At 67.3% G+C, this 15596-nt stretch carries 20 protein-coding genes; 9 read left to right on the forward strand and 11 right to left on the reverse strand.

What is annotated here, in order from left to right; genetic code table 11:
* The 3 genes from gatA to ACFE86_RS15750 all read right to left on the reverse strand — a co-directional run.
* Positions 1-1441: Asp-tRNA(Asn)/Glu-tRNA(Gln) amidotransferase subunit GatA (gene gatA / locus ACFE86_RS15740; protein WP_375456269.1), on the reverse strand; the 1441-nt coding region annotated here is incomplete at its 3' end.
* A 62-nt stretch (positions 1442-1503) separates the two neighbouring features.
* Entirely contained in the window at positions 1504-1791 is a 288-nt protein-coding gene (gene gatC / locus ACFE86_RS15745; RefSeq protein ID WP_375456270.1) for an Asp-tRNA(Asn)/Glu-tRNA(Gln) amidotransferase subunit GatC, read from the reverse strand.
* Positions 1792-1879: 88 nt separating this feature from the next.
* Positions 1880-2071 carry a hypothetical protein gene (locus ACFE86_RS15750; RefSeq protein ID WP_375456271.1) on the reverse strand — a complete coding sequence of 64 codons (192 nt, stop codon included), beginning with the start codon at positions 2069-2071 and terminating at the stop codon, positions 1880-1882.
* 120 nt (positions 2072-2191) lie between these two features.
* On the opposite strand from ACFE86_RS15750, the gene ACFE86_RS15755 reads away from it, so the two are divergent.
* Both ACFE86_RS15755 and ruvX read left to right on the forward strand, forming a co-directional pair.
* Positions 2192-2776: an SMI1/KNR4 family protein gene (locus ACFE86_RS15755; RefSeq protein ID WP_375456288.1), complete on the forward strand. Its 585-nt coding sequence runs from the start codon at positions 2192-2194 to the stop codon at positions 2774-2776.
* 30 nt (positions 2777-2806) lie between these two features.
* Positions 2807-3304 (forward strand): Holliday junction resolvase RuvX, encoded by a 498-nt coding sequence (gene ruvX / locus ACFE86_RS15760; protein ID WP_375456272.1) that lies wholly within the window; start codon positions 2807-2809, stop codon positions 3302-3304.
* A gap of 122 nt (positions 3305-3426) precedes the next feature.
* Here the strand turns inward: ruvX and dprA are convergent, their stop codons facing one another.
* From dprA to ACFE86_RS15790, 6 genes are read right to left on the reverse strand one after another with little or no spacing between them, the layout of a single operon-like run.
* Entirely contained in the window at positions 3427-4605 is a 1179-nt protein-coding gene (dprA, locus tag ACFE86_RS15765) for a DNA-processing protein DprA (protein WP_375456273.1), read from the reverse strand.
* 26 nt (positions 4606-4631) lie between these two features.
* A complete protein-coding gene (plsY, locus tag ACFE86_RS15770; RefSeq protein ID WP_375456274.1) occupies positions 4632-5240 on the reverse strand; it encodes a glycerol-3-phosphate 1-O-acyltransferase PlsY in 609 nt (202 codons plus the stop codon).
* Complete coding sequence (locus tag ACFE86_RS15775; protein ID WP_375456275.1) at positions 5237-6538, reverse strand: dihydroorotase; 1302 nt, start codon at positions 6536-6538, stop codon at positions 5237-5239. Before ACFE86_RS15775 ends, plsY begins: the two co-directional genes overlap by 4 nt.
* The gene (locus ACFE86_RS15780) at positions 6538-6921 is read right to left on the reverse strand and encodes a type II toxin-antitoxin system HicB family antitoxin (protein ID WP_375456276.1); all 384 of its coding nucleotides are present in this window, start codon (positions 6919-6921) and stop codon (positions 6538-6540) included. The genes ACFE86_RS15775 and ACFE86_RS15780 overlap by 1 nt, the downstream gene beginning before the upstream one ends.
* Positions 6918-7136 carry a type II toxin-antitoxin system HicA family toxin gene (locus ACFE86_RS15785; RefSeq protein ID WP_375456277.1) on the reverse strand — a complete coding sequence of 73 codons (219 nt, stop codon included), beginning with the start codon at positions 7134-7136 and terminating at the stop codon, positions 6918-6920. The genes ACFE86_RS15780 and ACFE86_RS15785 overlap by 4 nt, the downstream gene beginning before the upstream one ends.
* Positions 7137-7148: 12 nt before the next feature.
* On the reverse strand, positions 7149-8096 hold the full coding sequence (locus tag ACFE86_RS15790) for an aspartate carbamoyltransferase catalytic subunit (protein WP_375456278.1): 948 nt from the start codon (positions 8094-8096) through the stop codon (positions 7149-7151).
* Between the two features lie 140 nt (positions 8097-8236).
* On the opposite strand from ACFE86_RS15790, the gene ACFE86_RS15795 reads away from it, so the two are divergent.
* The 6 genes from ACFE86_RS15795 to ACFE86_RS15820 all read left to right on the forward strand — a co-directional run bounded on the left by ACFE86_RS15795 (position 8237) and on the right by ACFE86_RS15820 (position 12876).
* Positions 8237-9097: a cytochrome b/b6 domain-containing protein gene (locus ACFE86_RS15795; protein WP_375456279.1), complete on the forward strand. Its 861-nt coding sequence runs from the start codon at positions 8237-8239 to the stop codon at positions 9095-9097.
* A complete protein-coding gene (locus ACFE86_RS15800) occupies positions 9094-9999 on the forward strand; it encodes a molybdopterin-dependent oxidoreductase (protein WP_375456280.1) in 906 nt (301 codons plus the stop codon). The genes ACFE86_RS15795 and ACFE86_RS15800 overlap by 4 nt, the downstream gene beginning before the upstream one ends.
* Before the next feature lie 125 nt (positions 10000-10124).
* Entirely contained in the window at positions 10125-11081 is a 957-nt protein-coding gene (locus tag ACFE86_RS15805; protein WP_375456281.1) for an IS1595 family transposase, read from the forward strand.
* 145 nt (positions 11082-11226) lie between these two features.
* Entirely contained in the window at positions 11227-12054 is an 828-nt protein-coding gene (locus ACFE86_RS15810; protein WP_375456282.1) for a hypothetical protein, read from the forward strand.
* Positions 12035-12667 (forward strand): hypothetical protein, encoded by a 633-nt coding sequence (locus tag ACFE86_RS15815; RefSeq protein ID WP_375456283.1) that lies wholly within the window; start codon positions 12035-12037, stop codon positions 12665-12667. Before ACFE86_RS15810 ends, ACFE86_RS15815 begins: the two co-directional genes overlap by 20 nt.
* A 14-nt stretch (positions 12668-12681) precedes the next feature.
* Positions 12682-12876: a hypothetical protein gene (locus ACFE86_RS15820; protein ID WP_375456284.1), complete on the forward strand. Its 195-nt coding sequence runs from the start codon at positions 12682-12684 to the stop codon at positions 12874-12876.
* On the opposite strand, the gene ACFE86_RS15825 is transcribed toward ACFE86_RS15820, so the two are convergent.
* Together ACFE86_RS15825 and ACFE86_RS15830 are read right to left on the reverse strand one after the other, a co-directional pair.
* Complete coding sequence (locus tag ACFE86_RS15825) at positions 12868-13164, reverse strand: hypothetical protein (RefSeq protein ID WP_375456285.1); 297 nt, start codon at positions 13162-13164, stop codon at positions 12868-12870. The genes ACFE86_RS15820 and ACFE86_RS15825 overlap by 9 nt on opposite strands.
* A 27-nt stretch (positions 13165-13191) precedes the next feature.
* Positions 13192-13749, reverse strand: a complete 558-nt coding sequence (locus tag ACFE86_RS15830; protein WP_375456286.1) for a GIY-YIG nuclease family protein — start codon at positions 13747-13749, stop codon at positions 13192-13194.
* A 232-nt stretch (positions 13750-13981) separates the two neighbouring features.
* On the opposite strand from ACFE86_RS15830, the gene topA reads away from it, so the two are divergent.
* A partial coding sequence (gene topA / locus ACFE86_RS15835; RefSeq protein WP_375456287.1) for a type I DNA topoisomerase occupies positions 13982-15596 on the forward strand: 1615 nt, incomplete at its 3' end.

Consider the following 15596-nt stretch of genomic DNA (forward strand, 5'->3'; position numbering starts at 1 on the left):
CCTCCTCGATCACCTGGCCGGCCGCGAACAGCGTCTCCTCGTCGAAGGGGCGGCCGATGAGCTGAAGCCCGAGCGGCAGGCCATGGGCGTCCAGGCCCGCCGGCACCGCGATCCCAGGCAGTCCCGCCATGTTCACGGTCACGGTGAAGACGTCGTTCAGGTACATCTCGACCGGGTCGGCCGAGCCCTTCTCGCCGATCGCGAAGGCGGCGGACGGGGTCGCGGGCGTGAGGATCGCGTCGATGCCGGACGCGTAGGCCTCCTCGAAGTCGCGCTTGATGAGGGTGCGGATCTTCTGCGCCTTCACGTAATAGGCGTCGTAATAGCCGGCCGAGAGCACGTAGGTGCCGATCATGATGCGGCGCTTGACCTCGCGGCCGAAGCCCGCCGCGCGGGTGTTTTCGTACATCCCGGCGATGTCCCGGCCCGGCACGCGCAGGCCGTAGCGCACGCCGTCGTAGCGGGCGAGGTTGGACGACGCCTCCGCCGGCGCGACGATATAATAGGCCGGCAGCGCGAGCTTGGTGTGCGGCAGCGAGATCTCGCGGATCGTCGCGCCCGCCTCCCTGAGCCACGCCGCGCCGTCGTCCCACAGCGTCTGGATCTCGGCCGGCATGCCCTCGACCCGGTACTCCTTCGGGATGCCGATGGTCAGGCCTTTCACGCCGCGGGCGACCGCGGCCTCGAAATCCGGCACGGGCAGGTCGGCGCAGGTGGTGTCGCGGGCGTCTGCCCCGGCCATCGAGCCGAGCAGGATCGCGCAGTCGCGCACCGTGCGGGCGATCGGCCCGGCCTGGTCGAGGGACGAGGCGAAGGCCACCGTGCCCCAGCGCGAGCAGCGCCCGTAGGTCGGCTTGATGCCGACGGTGCCGGTGAACGCCGCGGGCTGGCGGATCGAGCCGCCGGTGTCGGTCGCGGTCGCGCCGAGGCAGAGACGGGCGGCCACCGCCGCCGCCGAGCCGCCGGACGAGCCGCCGGGCACGAGCCTCGCTTCCGAGCCCCGCCGCCGCCACGGCGAGACCACGTCGCCGTAGGCGCTGGTCTCGTTGGACGAGCCCATCGCGAACTCGTCGAGGTTGAGCTTGCCCAGCATCACCGCGCCGTCGCGCCAGAGGTTGGCCGAGACCGCGGATTCGTAATGCGGCTCGAAGGTCTCCAGGATCTTCGAGCCCGCGGTGGTGACGACCCCGTGGGTGCAGAACAGGTCCTTGATCCCGAGCGGCAGGCCCTCCAGCGGGCGCGCCTCGCCCTTGGCGAGCTTCGCGTCGGACACCTCGGCCATCGCCAGGGCGCGGTCCGGCGTCTCCAGCAGGTAGGCGTTGAGCACCCGCGCCTTCTCCAGCGCGGCGATATGCGCCTGCGCGATCTCGCGGGCGGAGAACGTCCGCGCCCTGAGGCCGTCGCGCGCCTCGGCGAGGCTGAGTTCGTTGAGGTCTGTCACGCTGTTCGTCCTCGGCCGTCCGGCCGCGATGCGGTTCAAAGGGCGCCGTCCGGTCGGGGCGCCTACTCGACGACCTTCGGCACCAGGAAGTAATGGTCCTCGGTCTCCGGCGCGTTGGCCACCACCTCCACCGCCCGGCCGCCTTCGGTCACCACGTCCTTGCGCGTCTTCATCGCCATCGGCGTCACCGAGGTCATCGGTTCGACGCCGCTCACGTCCACCGCGCTCAACTGCTCGACGAAGGCGAGGATCGCGTTCAGCTCGCCCCGCAGCGGCGCGACCTCGTCGTCGGCGAGCGCGATGCGGGCGAGGTGCGCGATGCGCCGGACCGTCTTGTCGTCGACCGACATGCTGCCTTCGTCCTGGTCCGGCGCGGCGGGGTCCCGTGGGGTCGGGGCGCTATAGCATCGGCCCTCGCGCCGCCGCAACGCACGCGAATCAGGTGACCACGTGGTTCGGGGTCACCGTGGTCTCGATCAGGATGCCGTGCGTGCGGACGGGGAAGAACGCGGCGAGCGCGAAGCCGAGCACCAGGACCTCGAAGGCCAGGAGCAGCAGCAGCCTGTGCCGGCGCGGCATCGGATGGCGGCGGGACGCCGGGTGTGGACAGGTCGAACCGATGGCGGTCAAGGATGCCTCCGCGGCGGGCGTTAACGAAACCTTAACCGACGTTATGCCGGAACCGCCGCGCCCTTGGCCATGTCGGGTTCGGGACGCGGTTAACGGCTGTGGATGGAACGGGGCGGGGCGATGTGGGACGCGGTGTTCGCCAGGCTTCATCCGGGCGCGCGGTCGAGCGAGGCCGAGATGGCGCGGGCGGAGGCGGAGCTCGGCTTTCCGCTGCCCGACTCGTATCGCAGCTTCTGCCGCGATTGCGGCGCGGGCCTCGCCAACGGCCATTTCCGCATCGCGACGCCCCTGCCCTACCCCGCTGCCGACCTCGCGATGCGGGCCGTGCTGATCGCCGACAGCGTCAACGCGGCGATCCGGGCGTTGGCCGGCGCGGACGTGCCGCACCGCTTCGACATCGAGGACGGCGACCTGACGCGGCTCGACCGCGCCTGCTTCTTCGGCGAGGGCGAGGACGGCAGCTTCCTGTTCTGGGACGTCCAAGGGGCCTTCCCGGATGGCGACGGCGCCGGCGAGTACCCGGTCTGGGTCATGGCCGCGGACCTCGAGACCGTCCGCTTCGGCGGCGACAGCCTCGACGACCTGCTGCGCCGCACCCAGGGGCTCGCGATCCTCGACATCCTGGGCGCGGGCACCGCGCCGCTGCCCTCGACCTTCGAGGGCATCGAGGCGGCGGTGCTGGCGCGGGCGGGCGACCTCGCGTAGGGCCGCAGCGCGGGCAGGATCGGTCGGGCGATGGATACGGACGCGATACGCGCCTTCGCGCAGGCCTCGCGCGGGGGCCCGCGGCTGATCGGGGTCGATCTCGGCACCCGGACGATCGGCCTCGCGCTGTCCGATCTCGGCCGCCAGATCGCCTCGCCGCTGGAGACGATCCGCCGGGTGAAGTTCACGCCGGACGCGGCCCGGCTCCGGCTGCTGTGCGAGCGGCACGCGGTCGGCGGCCTCGTGGTCGGCCTGCCGCTCAACATGGACGGCAGCGAGGGCGTGCGGGTGCAGTCGACGCGCTCGTTCGTGCGCAACCTCAAGCCGCTCCTCGACCTGCCGGTGCTGTTCCACGACGAGCGCCTCTCGACCGCCGTGGTCACCCGCGCGCTGATCGAGGCCGACACCTCGCGGGCCCGGCGCAGCCAGCTCGTGGACAAGCTCGCCGCCGCCTACATCCTCCAGGGCTGCCTCGACCGGATGCGCGGCCTGGTGGAATCGGAGGACGACGAGCCGGAGCCGGGCTGATACCACGTCTCACTGATCCCGACCCATGGTCGGGATCAGTGAGGTCCGGCGGACGACCGCCGCCGCGCCGTCGCGCGGGCAGACCTCGATGAGTCAGACTCATCGAGGTCTGGTATGAGCGCTCACCGGATCAGCGAGACCGTCCCGCTGCCGTGGCGCTCGATGCGCCCGTCGAGTTCGAGTTCGAGCAGCGTGGTCTGCACGAGGCGCACGGGCAGGCCGGTGGCGCGGGCGAGTTCGTCGGTGCCGATCGGCGTCGGGCTGAGCGCGCCGATGAGCCTTTGGCGGTCGTCCGCCGGCGCCTCCTCCTCCTCCGGGCCGAGGTCGCGCGCGGGCACCGCGCTCGTCTCGCCGTCGAAATCGAGCTCGTCCCAGAACACCGGCGCGTCGGCGAGATCCGGGCGCGCCGGCGCCGGCCCCCGGTCCGGGTCGTCGCCGCGCGCGATCAGCGGGGCGATCGCGGCGAGCACGTGGTCGACCTCGGCCACCAGCGTCGCGCCCTGGCGGATCAGGTCGTTGGTGCCCTCCGCCCGCGGGTCGAGCGGCGAGCCGGGCACCGCGAAGACCTCGCGGCCCTGTTCGAGGGCAAAGCGCGCGGTGATGAGCGAGCCCGAGCGCCGCGCCGCCTCGACCACGACGGTGCCGTAGGCGAGGCCCGAGATGATGCGGTTGCGCCGGGGGAAGTCGCGCCCGCGCGGCACCCAGCCCATCGGCATCTCGGCGAGCACCGCGCCGCCCGCCTCCAGGATCGCGTCCACGAGGCCGGCATGGTTGGGCGGATAGATCCGGTCGTGGCCGCCGGCGAGCACCGCGACGGTGCCGGTGGGCACGGCGGCCTTGTGGGCGCGGGCGTCGATGCCGCGGGCGAGCCCCGAGACCACGACGAGGCCGGCCTCGCCCAGGCCCCGCGCCAGCCGCTCGGTGAAGGCGAGGCCCGCGGCCGAGGCGTTGCGCGAGCCGACGATGGCGACGGCGGGGCGCGCGAGCACCCCGGCCTGCCCGCGGACCGCGATCACGGGCGGCGCGGAGTCGGCCGCCCGCAGGAGTTCGGGATACTCCGCCTCGCCCAGGGCGACGATGCGCGCGCCCAGGCGCCCGGCTGCCGCGATCTCGGCCTCGGCCTCCGTGCGCGAGGGCGGCACGATGCGCTTCCCGCGCCGCGCCGTCAGGTCGGGGAGCGCGTCGAGGGCGCCGGCGGCACCGCCGAAGCGGTTGATCAGGCCGCGGAAGGTGCGCGGGCCGACGCCCTCGGTGCGGATCAGCCGCAGCCAGTCGGTCCGCTGCGCGTCGGTGAGCTGCATGACCCCTCCCGGGCGGCGCCGCGGTCTCAGCCCTTCTGCCCGATCCGCCCCTCGGTGCCGTCGATCAGCCGCCGGATGTTGGGCGCGTGCCTCCACCATAGCAGCAGGCCGAGCGCGAGGAAGAGCCCCGCCCGGCCCGGCTCGCCCGACGCCCACAGGACGATCGGCGTCGCGGCCGAGGCGGCGAGCGCGGAGAGCGACGAGTAGCGCAGGGTAACGGCGAGGCCGAGCCAGATCGCGGCGAAGGCGAGGAGCGCCGGCGGGCTGAACGCCAGCAGCACGCCGAGGAAGGTGGCCACGCCCTTGCCGCCGTGGAAGCGGAGCCAGACCGGAAACAGGTGCCCGAGGAACGCGCCGAGCCCCGCCGCCAGCGCCGGCCCCTCGCCGAAACGCTGCGCGACCAGCACCGCGGCGGTGCCCTTCAGCGCGTCGCCCAGAAGGGTAGCCGCGGCGAGCCCCTTGCGGCCGGTGCGCAGCACGTTGGTCGCGCCGATGTTGCCCGAGCCGATGGCGCGCACGTCGCCCAGGCCCGCAAGCCGCGTCAGGACCAGTCCGAACGGGATCGCGCCGAGCAGGTAGCCGAGCGCGAGGCAGCCGAGCACGGCCGGCCAGGAGAGGTCCGCGACCGCGCTCACGCGAGGTCCGCGCAGCGGTGGACGATCCGGCCGCCGACCAGCGTCAGCACAGCGGCGCCCTGCATCCGCGCCTCGTCGAACGGCGAGTTCTTCGAGCGCGACTTGAGTGCGCGCTTGTCGAGGACGTAGGGCACGTCCACGTCGATCAGCACGAGGTCCGCCGGCGCGCCGACCGCGAGCCGGCCCGCCGCCCGCCCCAGGATCTTGGCGGGGTTCGCCGTCAGCGCGGCGAGGAGGCAGGCCAACGGCACGTCGCCGGACCGCACGAGGCGGAGCACGGCGCCGAGCAGCGTCTCGATCCCGAGCGCGCCGTCGGCGGCCTCGGCGAAGGGCAGGCGCTTGGTCTCCACGTCCTGCGGGTTGTGGTCGGAGACGACCACGTCGATCACGCCCTCGGCCAGCCCCGCCACCAGCGCCTGCCGGTCGGCCTCGCCGCGCAAGGGCGGCGAGAGCTTGCAGAAGGTGCGGTAATGGCCGATGTCGCCCTCGTTCAGGACGAGGTTGTTGGCCGAGGCGCCGCAGGTGACGGGCAGGCCGTCCTCCTTGGCCCGCCGCACGATCCCGACCGAATCGGCGCAAGAGATCATCGCCGCGTGGTAGCGCGCGCCGGTGAGCCGCACGAGGCGCAGGTCGCGTTCCAGCATCACCGTCTCGGCCTCGCGCGGGATGCCCATCAGCCCGAGCCGCGAGGCCAATTCGCCCTCGTTCATCACGCCCTCGCCGACGAGGTCGGGCTCCTCGACATGCTGCATCAGCAGTGCGCCGAAATCCTTCGCGTAGGTCATCGCGCGGCGCATCACCTGGGCGTTGCGCACCGCCTTCAGCCCGTCGGTGAAGGCCACCGCGCCGGCCTCCTGGAGCAGGCCGAACTCTGTCATCTCGTGACCGGCCAGCCCCTTGGTGATGGCGGCCGCCGGCAGGACGTTGACGCAGGCGGTGTCGCGGGCGCGGCGCAGCACGAAGTCGACGATCGCCGGCCCGTCGATCACCGGGTTGGTGTCGGGCATGCACACCAGCGTCGTGACGCCGCCGGCCGCCGCCGCCGCGCTCGCCGAGGCCAGAGTCTCGCGGTGCTCGGCGCCAGGCTCGCCGACGAAGGCGCGCAGGTCGATCAGGCCAGGCGCGAGGATATGGCCGGCGCAGTCGATCCTTTGGACGTGCTCCGGCGTGCCGGGGACGGCGCCCCGGGCGATGTCCGAGATGCGGCCAGCGTGGATCAGGACGTGGCCGGGGGCTTCGCGGCCGGTGGCCGGATCGAGGAGGGCGGCGTTCGTGAGGAGGATGGGACGCCCGCCCATCATGCGATCTGACTGAGGACGAGCTCGCGAACGAGGCCGCGCCGGGAGAGACCGCGACGCTCGGCAGCCTCGTCGACGGCACGCAACTGTCCGTCGTCGAGATCGAGCTCGTCGACCGGCGGCCGGATCAGGATGGCCACGTGGCCCGCGGCCAGGGCCTCGCGGAAATCCGCATCGCCGCGGAGTGCCTCGATTGTGCGCGGCGCAGGCAGCGTTTCGCCGTCCTCCCGCGCGATCGCAAGCCACTGGCCGAGCGCTTCTCCGGCCTGGGATACGGTCTCGTCAGCGGTTTCCGAGGCCGCGATGCAGCCGGGCAAATCCGGGAACCAGATGCCCCATAACGTACCGGGTTCCTTTTCGAGGATGCCGATATAAGCGGTCATGGTCGCGTGTTCCCATCGAGCCAACCGGCGTTGCGCGCGATGGCGCGCGCCGTCCCGGGCGAAAGGTCTCCACGTCCCCGCGGGACGGCGACGGTCGGCCGTCCCGGTCGCACATAGATGTCATGCGGACCTTTGGAGGGACGGATCTGCCATCCTTCGCGCTCCAGGCGCTTGCGGATCACCAGGATGTCAAGGTCGAAATCGCGCGGCGGCATGTCAAGCGGATGTCACGCGTTCGGCAGGTGCGAGGCCAGCGCCTCCATCACCGCCATCCGCACGGCGACGCCCATCTCGACCTGCTCGCGGATCAGCGACTGCGCCCCGTCGGCGATGTCGGAGGCGATCTCGACGCCGCGGTTCATCGGCCCCGGATGCATGACCAGTGCGTCGGGGGCGGCCAGCGCGAGCTTCTCGGCATCGAGGCCGTAATAGCGGAAATATTCCTTCACGCTCGGCACGAAGGAGCCGTTCATGCGCTCGCGCTGGAGGCGCAGCATCATCACGATGTCGCAGCCCTCCAAGCCCCTGCGCATGTCGGTGAACACCTGGACGCCGAAGCGTTCGATGCCGGCGGGCAGGAGCGTCGAGGGGCCGATCACCCGGACGCGGGCGCCGAGTGCCTGGAGCAGGATGAGGTTCGAGCGCGCGACGCGGCTGTGCAGCACGTCGCCGCAGATCGCGACCGCCAACCCCTCGATCCGGCCCTTGTTGCGGCGGATGGTGAGCGCGTCCAGCAGCGCCTGCGTCGGGTGCTCGTGGGCGCCGTCGCCCGCGTTGACCACCGCGCAATCGACCTTGCGGGCCAGGAGATGCACCGCGCCCGCCGCATGGTGGCGCACCACGATGATGTCGGGACGCATGGCGTTGAGCGTCGCGGCGGTGTCGATCAGCGTCTCGCCCTTCTTCACCGAGGAGGAGGCCACCGGCATGTTCATCACGTCGGCGCCGAGCCGCTTGCCGGCAAGCTCGAACGAGGATTGCGTCCGCGTGGACGGCTCGAAGAACAGGTTGATCTGGGTGCGGCCGCGCAGCGTCGCGCGCTTCTTCTCGACCTGACGCGAGATGGCGACGGCGGCGTCCGCGCGCGCGAGCAGGCCCTCGATGTCGGGGCGCGACAGGCCCTCGATGCCGAGCAGGTGGCGGTGGGGATAGCTCGGAGGCGTCGGCTGGCTCATGCTGGCCCGGGTGATAGGTCCGGGCCGGGACGGCGGCAAGCGCGCCGCCGCGGTCCCGGGCCGGCAACTTTCTCCGGCCGCCGCACGTAACCCTGCCGGACGGGTCGGCGAAGCGGCCCGACGCTCCGGCGAGCCCTCCTTTGCAGGCGAGACCCCTTTTGGCATCCTCCACGGCCATCGCGCCCCCCAATCGCGAAAAGATCTACCGGCATCCGCTGGTGATCCGGGTCGCGCACTGGCTCAATGCCGCGAGCCTGCTGGTGCTGCTGATGAGCGGGCTGCAGATCTTCAACGCCCACCCGGCGCTGTACTGGGGCGCGGCATCGACCTTCGACGCGCCGGCGCTGGCGATCGGCAGCGACACCGACGCGAAGGGCGAGGCCCGCGGCTTCGTCGCGATCGGCTCGCACACCTTCGACACCACCGGCGTGCTCGGTGTCTCGACCGAACGGGGTACCGCGAGCGAGCGGGCGTTCCCGGCCTGGAGCACGATTCCCTCGGGCCAGGATCTCGCCACGGCGCGGCGCTGGCACTTCCTGTTCGCCTGGGCCTTCGTCGTCAACGGAGCGATCTACCTCGCCTACGGGCTCGGCAGCGGGCAACTGCGCCGCCGGGTGATCCCGGACGGCGACCAGATGCGCGATCTCGGCGGCTCGGTGCGCGAGCACCTCACCTTGCGCTTCCCCAAGGGCGAGGAGGCCCGGCGCTACAACGCGCTCCAGAAGCTCACCTACCTCGCGGTGATCGCCGGGCTGCTGCCCGTGATGGTGCTCGCGGGCCTGGCGATGTCGCCGGCGATGGATGCGGCGTGGCCGTGGCTCGTGGCGATGTTCGGAGGGCGGCAATCGGCGCGCACGATCCACTTCATCGTGGCCAACCTCCTGGTGCTGTTCGTGATCGTGCACGTGGTGCTCGTGCTGGTCTCGGGCTTCTGGAACAACATGCGCGGCATGGTCACCGGCTGGTTTTCGATCGAGACCGAGGGGGCGACCCGCCGATGAGCACGCTCCACCGCCGCCGCTTCCTCACCGCCGCGACGGGCCTTGCGGGGACAGCGATGCTCGCCGGCTGCGACCGCTTCGCGGCCTCGCCCTACGGCCCGCGGACCCTGAAGGCCGGCGAGGACGCCAACCTGTTCGTGCAGCGGCTGCTGCTCTCGCCCGCCTCGCTGGCCAAGGAATTCCCGGATTCCGCGGTCTCGGCGGTGTTCAAGCCGAACGGAACGATCGACCCGCCGGACAAGGCCTACAAGGCGCTGGCATCGCGAAAATTCTCCGACTTCAAGCTGGAGGTCGGCGGCCTCGTCGCGCAGCCGCAATCCTTCGGCCTAGCGGACCTGCGGGCGCTGCCTGCGCGGACGCAGACGACGCGGCACGATTGCGTCGAGGGCTGGAGCTGCATCGGCACGTGGTCCGGCGTGCCGCTTGCCGAGGTCCTGAACCGCGCCGGCCTGAAGCCTCAGGCGCGCTACGTGGTGTTCCACTGCGCCGACACCCTCGAATATGCGGGGGGCGGCCTCGAAGGGGGCGGCGACGGAGCGGCCCTGCGGCCGGAGACCCCGAGCGGGGTGCGCCACGTGGCAGCCGCCGGCAACGACGCCGAATCCTGGGGCGGCGCGCCGGCCGAGGCGCCGGAGGACGAGCGCACGCCGATCCGCTACTACGAGAGCATCGACCTCACCGACGCGTTCCACCCGCAGACGCTCCTCGCCTACGACCTCAACGGCAAGCCGCTGCCGGTCGCGAACGGCGCCCCCTTGCGCCTGCGGATCGAGCGCCAGCTCGGCTACAAGCAGGCCAAGTACGTGATGCGGATCGAGGTGGTCGAATCGCTCGCCGAGATCGGCGACGGCCAGGGCGGCTACTGGGAAGACCGCGGCTACGAGTGGTACGCGGGGATTTGACGGAGGCGCCCTCCCCCGCAGAGGGGGGAGGGAAACGCACCGTGTCCTGAGACCTTTTCGATTGGCGATATTGCACTTGACGTACCCAACGACTGAGGTATGGTAATCCGCATAAGGGGTTACCGATGTCCAAGGCCGTCCTCAGCGCGAAGCACTTCCACGACGAGGCAGCCGCCTACGCCTACGTTGAGGCTCGTGTCTGGCCGCAGGGTCCAACCTGCCCGAAGTGCGGCACCTTCGAGCGCATCGGCAAGCTCGGCGGCAAGTCCACCCGGATCGGCACCTACAAGTGCTACGAGTGCCGCAAGCCCTTCACCGTCAAGGTCGGCACGGTCTTTGAGGACTCCCACGTCGCGATGCACCTGTGGCTCCAAGCGATGCACTTCATGTGCTCGTCCAAGAAGGGCGTGTCATCCAACCAGATGCACCGCACGCTCGGCGTGACGCTCAAGACCGCTTGGTTCATTTCCCACCGCATCCGCGAGGCCATGCGCGACGGCTCTCTCGCCCCCATGGGCGGTATCGATGGCATGCCCGGCGCTGGCGGCATCGTGGAGGCCGACGAGACCTTCATCGGTCGCGAGCCTGGCGTTCCGAAGGCCCGCGCCTATCACCACAAGATGAAGGTGCTGTCCCTGCTCGACCGCGACGCCGGCAAGGTCCGCTCCGTGGTCGTGGACGACATCAAGCCCGAGACCCTTCGCCCGATTATCGAAGCGAACATCCTCAAGGAAGCCAGCCTCTTCACGGACGAGTCCAGCATCTACACGAAAGTCGGCGCCACCTTCGCCGACCACCAGATGACGACCCACTCCGCCAAGAAGTACGTGCGCGGCATCGTCCACACGAACACCGTTGAGGGCTACTTCTCCGTGTTCAAGCGCGGCATGAAGGGCGTCTACCAGCACTGCGGCAAGCAGCACCTGCACCGCTACCTCGCCGAATTCGACCTCCGGTATAACAACCGGGTGAAGCCGGGCGTGAATGACGTGGAGCGGGCCGATCGGGCTCTGCGAGGCATCGTCGGGAAGCGTCTGACGTACCGATTAGCTTACCCTGGTGCACTCACGGCAGAAGCATAGACCTTAAGCGGCGTCCCGATTGTGATGCGGTGAGATAGGCCAGCGACATACGGCAACGGTTCGCTAAGACACGGCTGACACATTGATTTCGCCCGTGCCATCTGCGGTCAAAAATGCTAGCCTTTCTTTTCCAGGAGGCGCGAACTTGGCCGATCCGCCAGACGCAAATGAACTACGGGTCGTGATCCGTTCAGCAGATGTTCCTGCTGACGCAGATGACCTGCGCCTAGTACCGGCAGAAGTTTTCCGGAAAGTATTCAACTCATTCCTTGCCGCCCTAAAGGTTGCTGAACTTGTTCAGCGACGCGAAATGATACACCCTCAGAGATCTCAAGTATTCATCTCTGATCTCAAAATGGGCTCAAACCAATTTGCGCTGGCAACACGCACTCAAGCGGTTCATCTTCTACGGCAATGCGCAGAAAGTGTCTATCGCAGTGATTATAGCATAGCAGATAGATACACACCCATTGCTCATAAGCTGGTCGAAATTGGAAAGGGCTTTAGATCTGATTTTTCAGTCAGGGCCGAATTCGTTTCGACAGAAGTGCCAATAGATCATTTTTTTGTAGAACAGACTCGGAGACTTGAGAACGCGCTTCGGTCGGTCAAACAGCAGCGCAAGCCTTCGTATTTTGCAGGAAGCATGATTAATTCCTTCGTTGGAAGGCTAGGCAATATCGACTATCTTGGACCCGCATGGAAAGGAATTTTACTCCTAGACGGAACCGCCAAGCAAATAGAATGCGTTTTTGATCGTGCCCGTGGCGAGGATGCTTATAACCCCTTCGGCAACAAGCGCGTATCGGTCTCGGGCGTTGCTATTTATACTGGCGACAGCCCGCTTCCACAAAGGATTGAGATCAAATCAATCGAAGAAATACCTTTTGCTGAGCAATTTAGGGATATTCGAGGTTCTATGATTGGCAGTGATTTCGCCTCTTGGGGTTTTGATGCTGACCGCCTCAACTAGTAAAAATCACTTCCTTGATACGAACGTGTTGCTTAGGCACGCAAATAATGCGTCCGGCACAGAGAATGCTGATATACAAGAAATACTTAAAGACGCAGTCAACAAGAAAAGGCATATTTGGGTTAGCAGCGTGCTTTTTGCTGAGTTGCGCCCTTCAAATTTCCAAGCGGGAGTTTTTAGTTCGGTTGACGAATTGGCGAAATACATAAGATCGTTCGCCACAGTCGTATCTCCTGACGTCAACACGAACCTAAGGGCGGCTCGACTTCGTGATTTGTCTTGGCAACGACCCGTCGATGTACGAGGCAAAGATGAGAAGCCGCGCTTTATGACTCTTGGTGATGCGCTTCATCTCTCTTCAGCTTTGTGGGTAAAGGAAGCCAACGAGATAAGTGACCTTGAGTTTTTAACATTTGATGACGGGAAAAGTATTTCCAATGAAGGCGAGGGAAAGAAAAAGGCGCTTTCGATCCTAAATTTAGAAAAATATACAGACGGTATTTCAACAGATCAAGATGTTATTGCGACCGTTCTGTTGCCTCGATTGAGGCCGGTGTTATCACAGCGGGCCTTACCGGCCTCACATGGTGGATCCCACCCTCAAACCTCGTGACGAGGATTACACTCATGCCGACAGACACCCCCGCCAAGCCCAAGCCGTCCGGCAAGAAGGTTGAGCCGCTAACGCCGGCCGAGCAGCGCCGTCGCTTCGAGGAACTGTCCTGCGAGTTAGGGACGGACAACGGCGAGACGCTAGATCGTGTGTTCGGTAAGATCGTGCCGCCGAAGGTGCGGGAGAACTCCGAAGGCAGTTCAAAGTAGGTCACGTATCTCGCGCACTCTCTGCCGAGCCATCTCGCGAACTTTCGGGTCGGCCTCTAGCTTTGCAATAAGTTCTGGTGTCGCAGTAACGCGCTTCTTTTTCAGATAATCCTCAACGATTTGAGTCGTGGCCTTTGAGATAAGGCGACGCTCCTCTTCCATCTCAGGAGAGATAGGGGCCATCGCAGCTCGTCGTTTGGCTGCCTGATCGGCTGCGCAGAATCCGACCCTACAATCAGGATGGTTGCACTGCTCTTCCGTGTCTGGGCAGAGGAAGGTCCGAGCCATCACGTATCCTTAAAGTGCACCTCAGCCTTACTTGATTTTCTTAGTCAGAGCTTCGACGGCTTCCTGTAGTGAAGCAACTTGCGACTGCAGATCATCGATCTTATCCCATGGCGCTTCTGCGGATTCTTGTACAAACTCTTCCGCATTTTGCTGCCAGCGCGCGCCCTGTTTGTTAAGACGAGGCTCCAAAACTTCAATCAGAATACCTTCAATCTCGGAGAGAGCATCTGCATAAGTTATGGATGTGGTAGCATCTGGATTTTGTCGCTCAGAAAGCTCGCCAGCTTCTGTAACAGCACGGAACCCAAACCACGAAAAATGATCCCAGCGGTCACGCAGGTGGTCGTTTTGATGATTTTTAAGGCGAGCAAACAACCGTGCCGTTCCTACGCCTGCCTGTCCCGTATAAACAGGTATAAAACCCGGCTCATAAAGAACATATATCCCAATTTGCTCACGAAAATCTACGATTTGCGAGCTTTTCAATGTTGCTAGCTTTCCGTCTAACGATCCTGCGCGCCCCCTCGCTCCCCAGTTGACGCTATCGCGAACCCACCTCAAACCATAGTTCTTTATGATGGGCATGGTGGCGCTCGCTACGGTTGATTCGTGCAACCATGTTAGTCGGTGGGTACGTCAAGTGCAATATCGCCTTTCGATCGCACGTCCGCCCGATCCGGCGCCGCGCCGCATTTGACAACCCGCGGGGCATGACCCACTTCATGCCTCGCGCAGGTCCGGCCCGGCCGCGGCGCGAACACCCACAATTCGCGCGTTCTTGGTGCTGCTCGGGCTTTGGCGAGAGGCTGTTTCGTCCATGAAAGTCGTCGTCGTCGAGTCGCCGGCCAAAGCCAAGACGATCAACAAGTACCTCGGCCGGGACTACGAGGTGATCGCCTCCTTCGGCCACATCCGCGACCTCCCGGCCAAGGACGGCTCGGTCGATCCGGAGGCCGACTTCAAGATGATCTGGGAGCTCGACGCGCGCGGCTCGAAGCAGGTGTCGGAGATCGCCCGCGCCGTGAAGGGCGCCGAGAAGCTGATCCTGGCCACCGACCCGGACCGCGAGGGCGAGGCGATCTCCTGGCACGTGCTGGAGGCGCTCACCGCCCGCAAGGTGCTGAAGAACGTCGCCGTCGAGCGCGTGACCTTCAACGCGATCACCAAGGCGTCGGTCGAGACCGCGATGCGCCAGCCGCGCCAGATCGATCAGGCGCTGGTCGACGCCTACCTCGCCCGCCGGGCGCTTGACTATCTCGTCGGCTTCAACCTGTCGCCGGTGCTGTGGCGCAAGCTCCCCGGCGCGCGCTCGGCCGGCCGCGTGCAGTCGGTGGCCCTGCGCCTCGTGGTCGAGCGCGAGGTGGAGATCGAGGTCTTCCGCCCGCGCGAATACTGGACGCTTGTCGCGACGCTCGCGACCGCCGAGGGCGGCGTGTTCGAGGCCCGGCTCGTCGGCGCGGACGGCCGCCGCATCCAGCGCCTCGACGTCGGCAACGGCGAGGACGCCGCCGCGTTCAAGCGCGACCTCGAACTCGCGACCTTCCAAGTGGCGAGCGTCGAGGCCAAGCCCGCCAAGCGCCACCCGCAGCCGCCGTTCACCACCTCGACCTTGCAGCAGGAGGCCTCGCGAAAACTCGGGATGGCGCCGGCGCAGACCATGCGGGTCGCCCAGAAGCTCTACGAGGGCGTCGACATCGGCGGCGAGACGGTGGGCCTGATCACCTACATGCGCACCGACGGCGTCGACATGGCGCCCGAGGCCATCGCCGATGCCCGCCGCGTCATCGGCAAGGAGTTCGGCGACCGCTACGTGCCGGGCGCGCCGCGTAAGTACAGCGTCAAGGCCAAGAACGCCCAGGAGGCGCACGAGGCCGTGCGCCCGACCGAGATGGGCCGGTTGCCCAAGCAGGTCGCGCGGATGCTCGATCCCGAGCAGGCGCGCCTCTACGACCTGATCTGGACGCGCACGGTGGCGAGCCAGATGGAATCGGCCGAGCTGGAGCGCACGACGATCGACGTGGCGGCCAGCGTCGGCCCGAGGCGGATCGATCTCCGGGCGACCGGCCAGGCCGTGAAGTTCGACGGCTTCCTGACCCTCTATCAGGAGGGCAAGGACGACGAGGAGGACGAGGATTCCAAGCGCCTGCCGCCGGTGAAGGCCGGCGAGGCGCTGCGGCGCGAGCGGATCAGTTCGACGCAGCACTTCACCGAGCCGCCGCCGCGCTACTCCGAGGCGAGCCTCGTCAAGCGCATGGAGGAACTCGGCATCGGCCGGCCCTCGACCTACGCCGCTGTGCTCCAGACGCTGCGCGACCGCGAATACGTCAGAATCGAGAAGAAGCGCCTCCAGCCGGAGGACAAGGGCCGGCTGGTGACGGGCTTCCTGGAGAGCTTCTTCAAGCGCTACGTCGAGTACGACTTCACCGCCGACC

This window comes from uncultured Methylobacterium sp. (assembly GCF_964244095.1).
Classification (GTDB): Bacteria; Pseudomonadota; Alphaproteobacteria; order Rhizobiales; family Beijerinckiaceae; genus Methylobacterium.

Bases quoted from the DNA above. Each gene is read 5' to 3' on its own strand.
- ACFE86_RS15805 (WP_375456281.1), top strand. From the start codon at position 10,125: ATGTCCAAGGCCGTCCTCAGCGCGAAGCACTTCCACGACGAGGCAGCC.
- ACFE86_RS15815 (WP_375456283.1), top strand. From the start codon at position 12,035: ATGCTGACCGCCTCAACTAGTAAAAATCACTTCCTTGATACGAACGTG.
- ACFE86_RS15775 (WP_375456275.1), bottom strand. From the start codon at position 6,538: ATGGGCGGGCGTCCCATCCTCCTCACGAACGCCGCCCTCCTCGATCCG.
- ACFE86_RS15790 (WP_375456278.1), bottom strand. From the start codon at position 8,096: ATGAGCCAGCCGACGCCTCCGAGCTATCCCCACCGCCACCTGCTCGGC.
- ACFE86_RS15825 (WP_375456285.1), bottom strand. From the start codon at position 13,164: ATGGCTCGGACCTTCCTCTGCCCAGACACGGAAGAGCAGTGCAACCAT.
- ACFE86_RS15780 (WP_375456276.1), bottom strand. From the start codon at position 6,921: ATGACCGCTTATATCGGCATCCTCGAAAAGGAACCCGGTACGTTATGG.
- dprA (WP_375456273.1), bottom strand. From the start codon at position 4,605: ATGCAGCTCACCGACGCGCAGCGGACCGACTGGCTGCGGCTGATCCGC.
- ACFE86_RS15755 (WP_375456288.1), top strand. From the start codon at position 2,192: ATGTGGGACGCGGTGTTCGCCAGGCTTCATCCGGGCGCGCGGTCGAGC.
- ACFE86_RS15820 (WP_375456284.1), top strand. From the start codon at position 12,682: ATGCCGACAGACACCCCCGCCAAGCCCAAGCCGTCCGGCAAGAAGGTT.
- ruvX (WP_375456272.1), top strand. From the start codon at position 2,807: ATGGATACGGACGCGATACGCGCCTTCGCGCAGGCCTCGCGCGGGGGC.
- gatC (WP_375456270.1), bottom strand. From the start codon at position 1,791: ATGTCGGTCGACGACAAGACGGTCCGGCGCATCGCGCACCTCGCCCGC.
- ACFE86_RS15830 (WP_375456286.1), bottom strand. From the start codon at position 13,749: ATGCCCATCATAAAGAACTATGGTTTGAGGTGGGTTCGCGATAGCGTC.
- ACFE86_RS15800 (WP_375456280.1), top strand. From the start codon at position 9,094: ATGAGCACGCTCCACCGCCGCCGCTTCCTCACCGCCGCGACGGGCCTT.
- ACFE86_RS15785 (WP_375456277.1), bottom strand. From the start codon at position 7,136: ATGCCGCCGCGCGATTTCGACCTTGACATCCTGGTGATCCGCAAGCGC.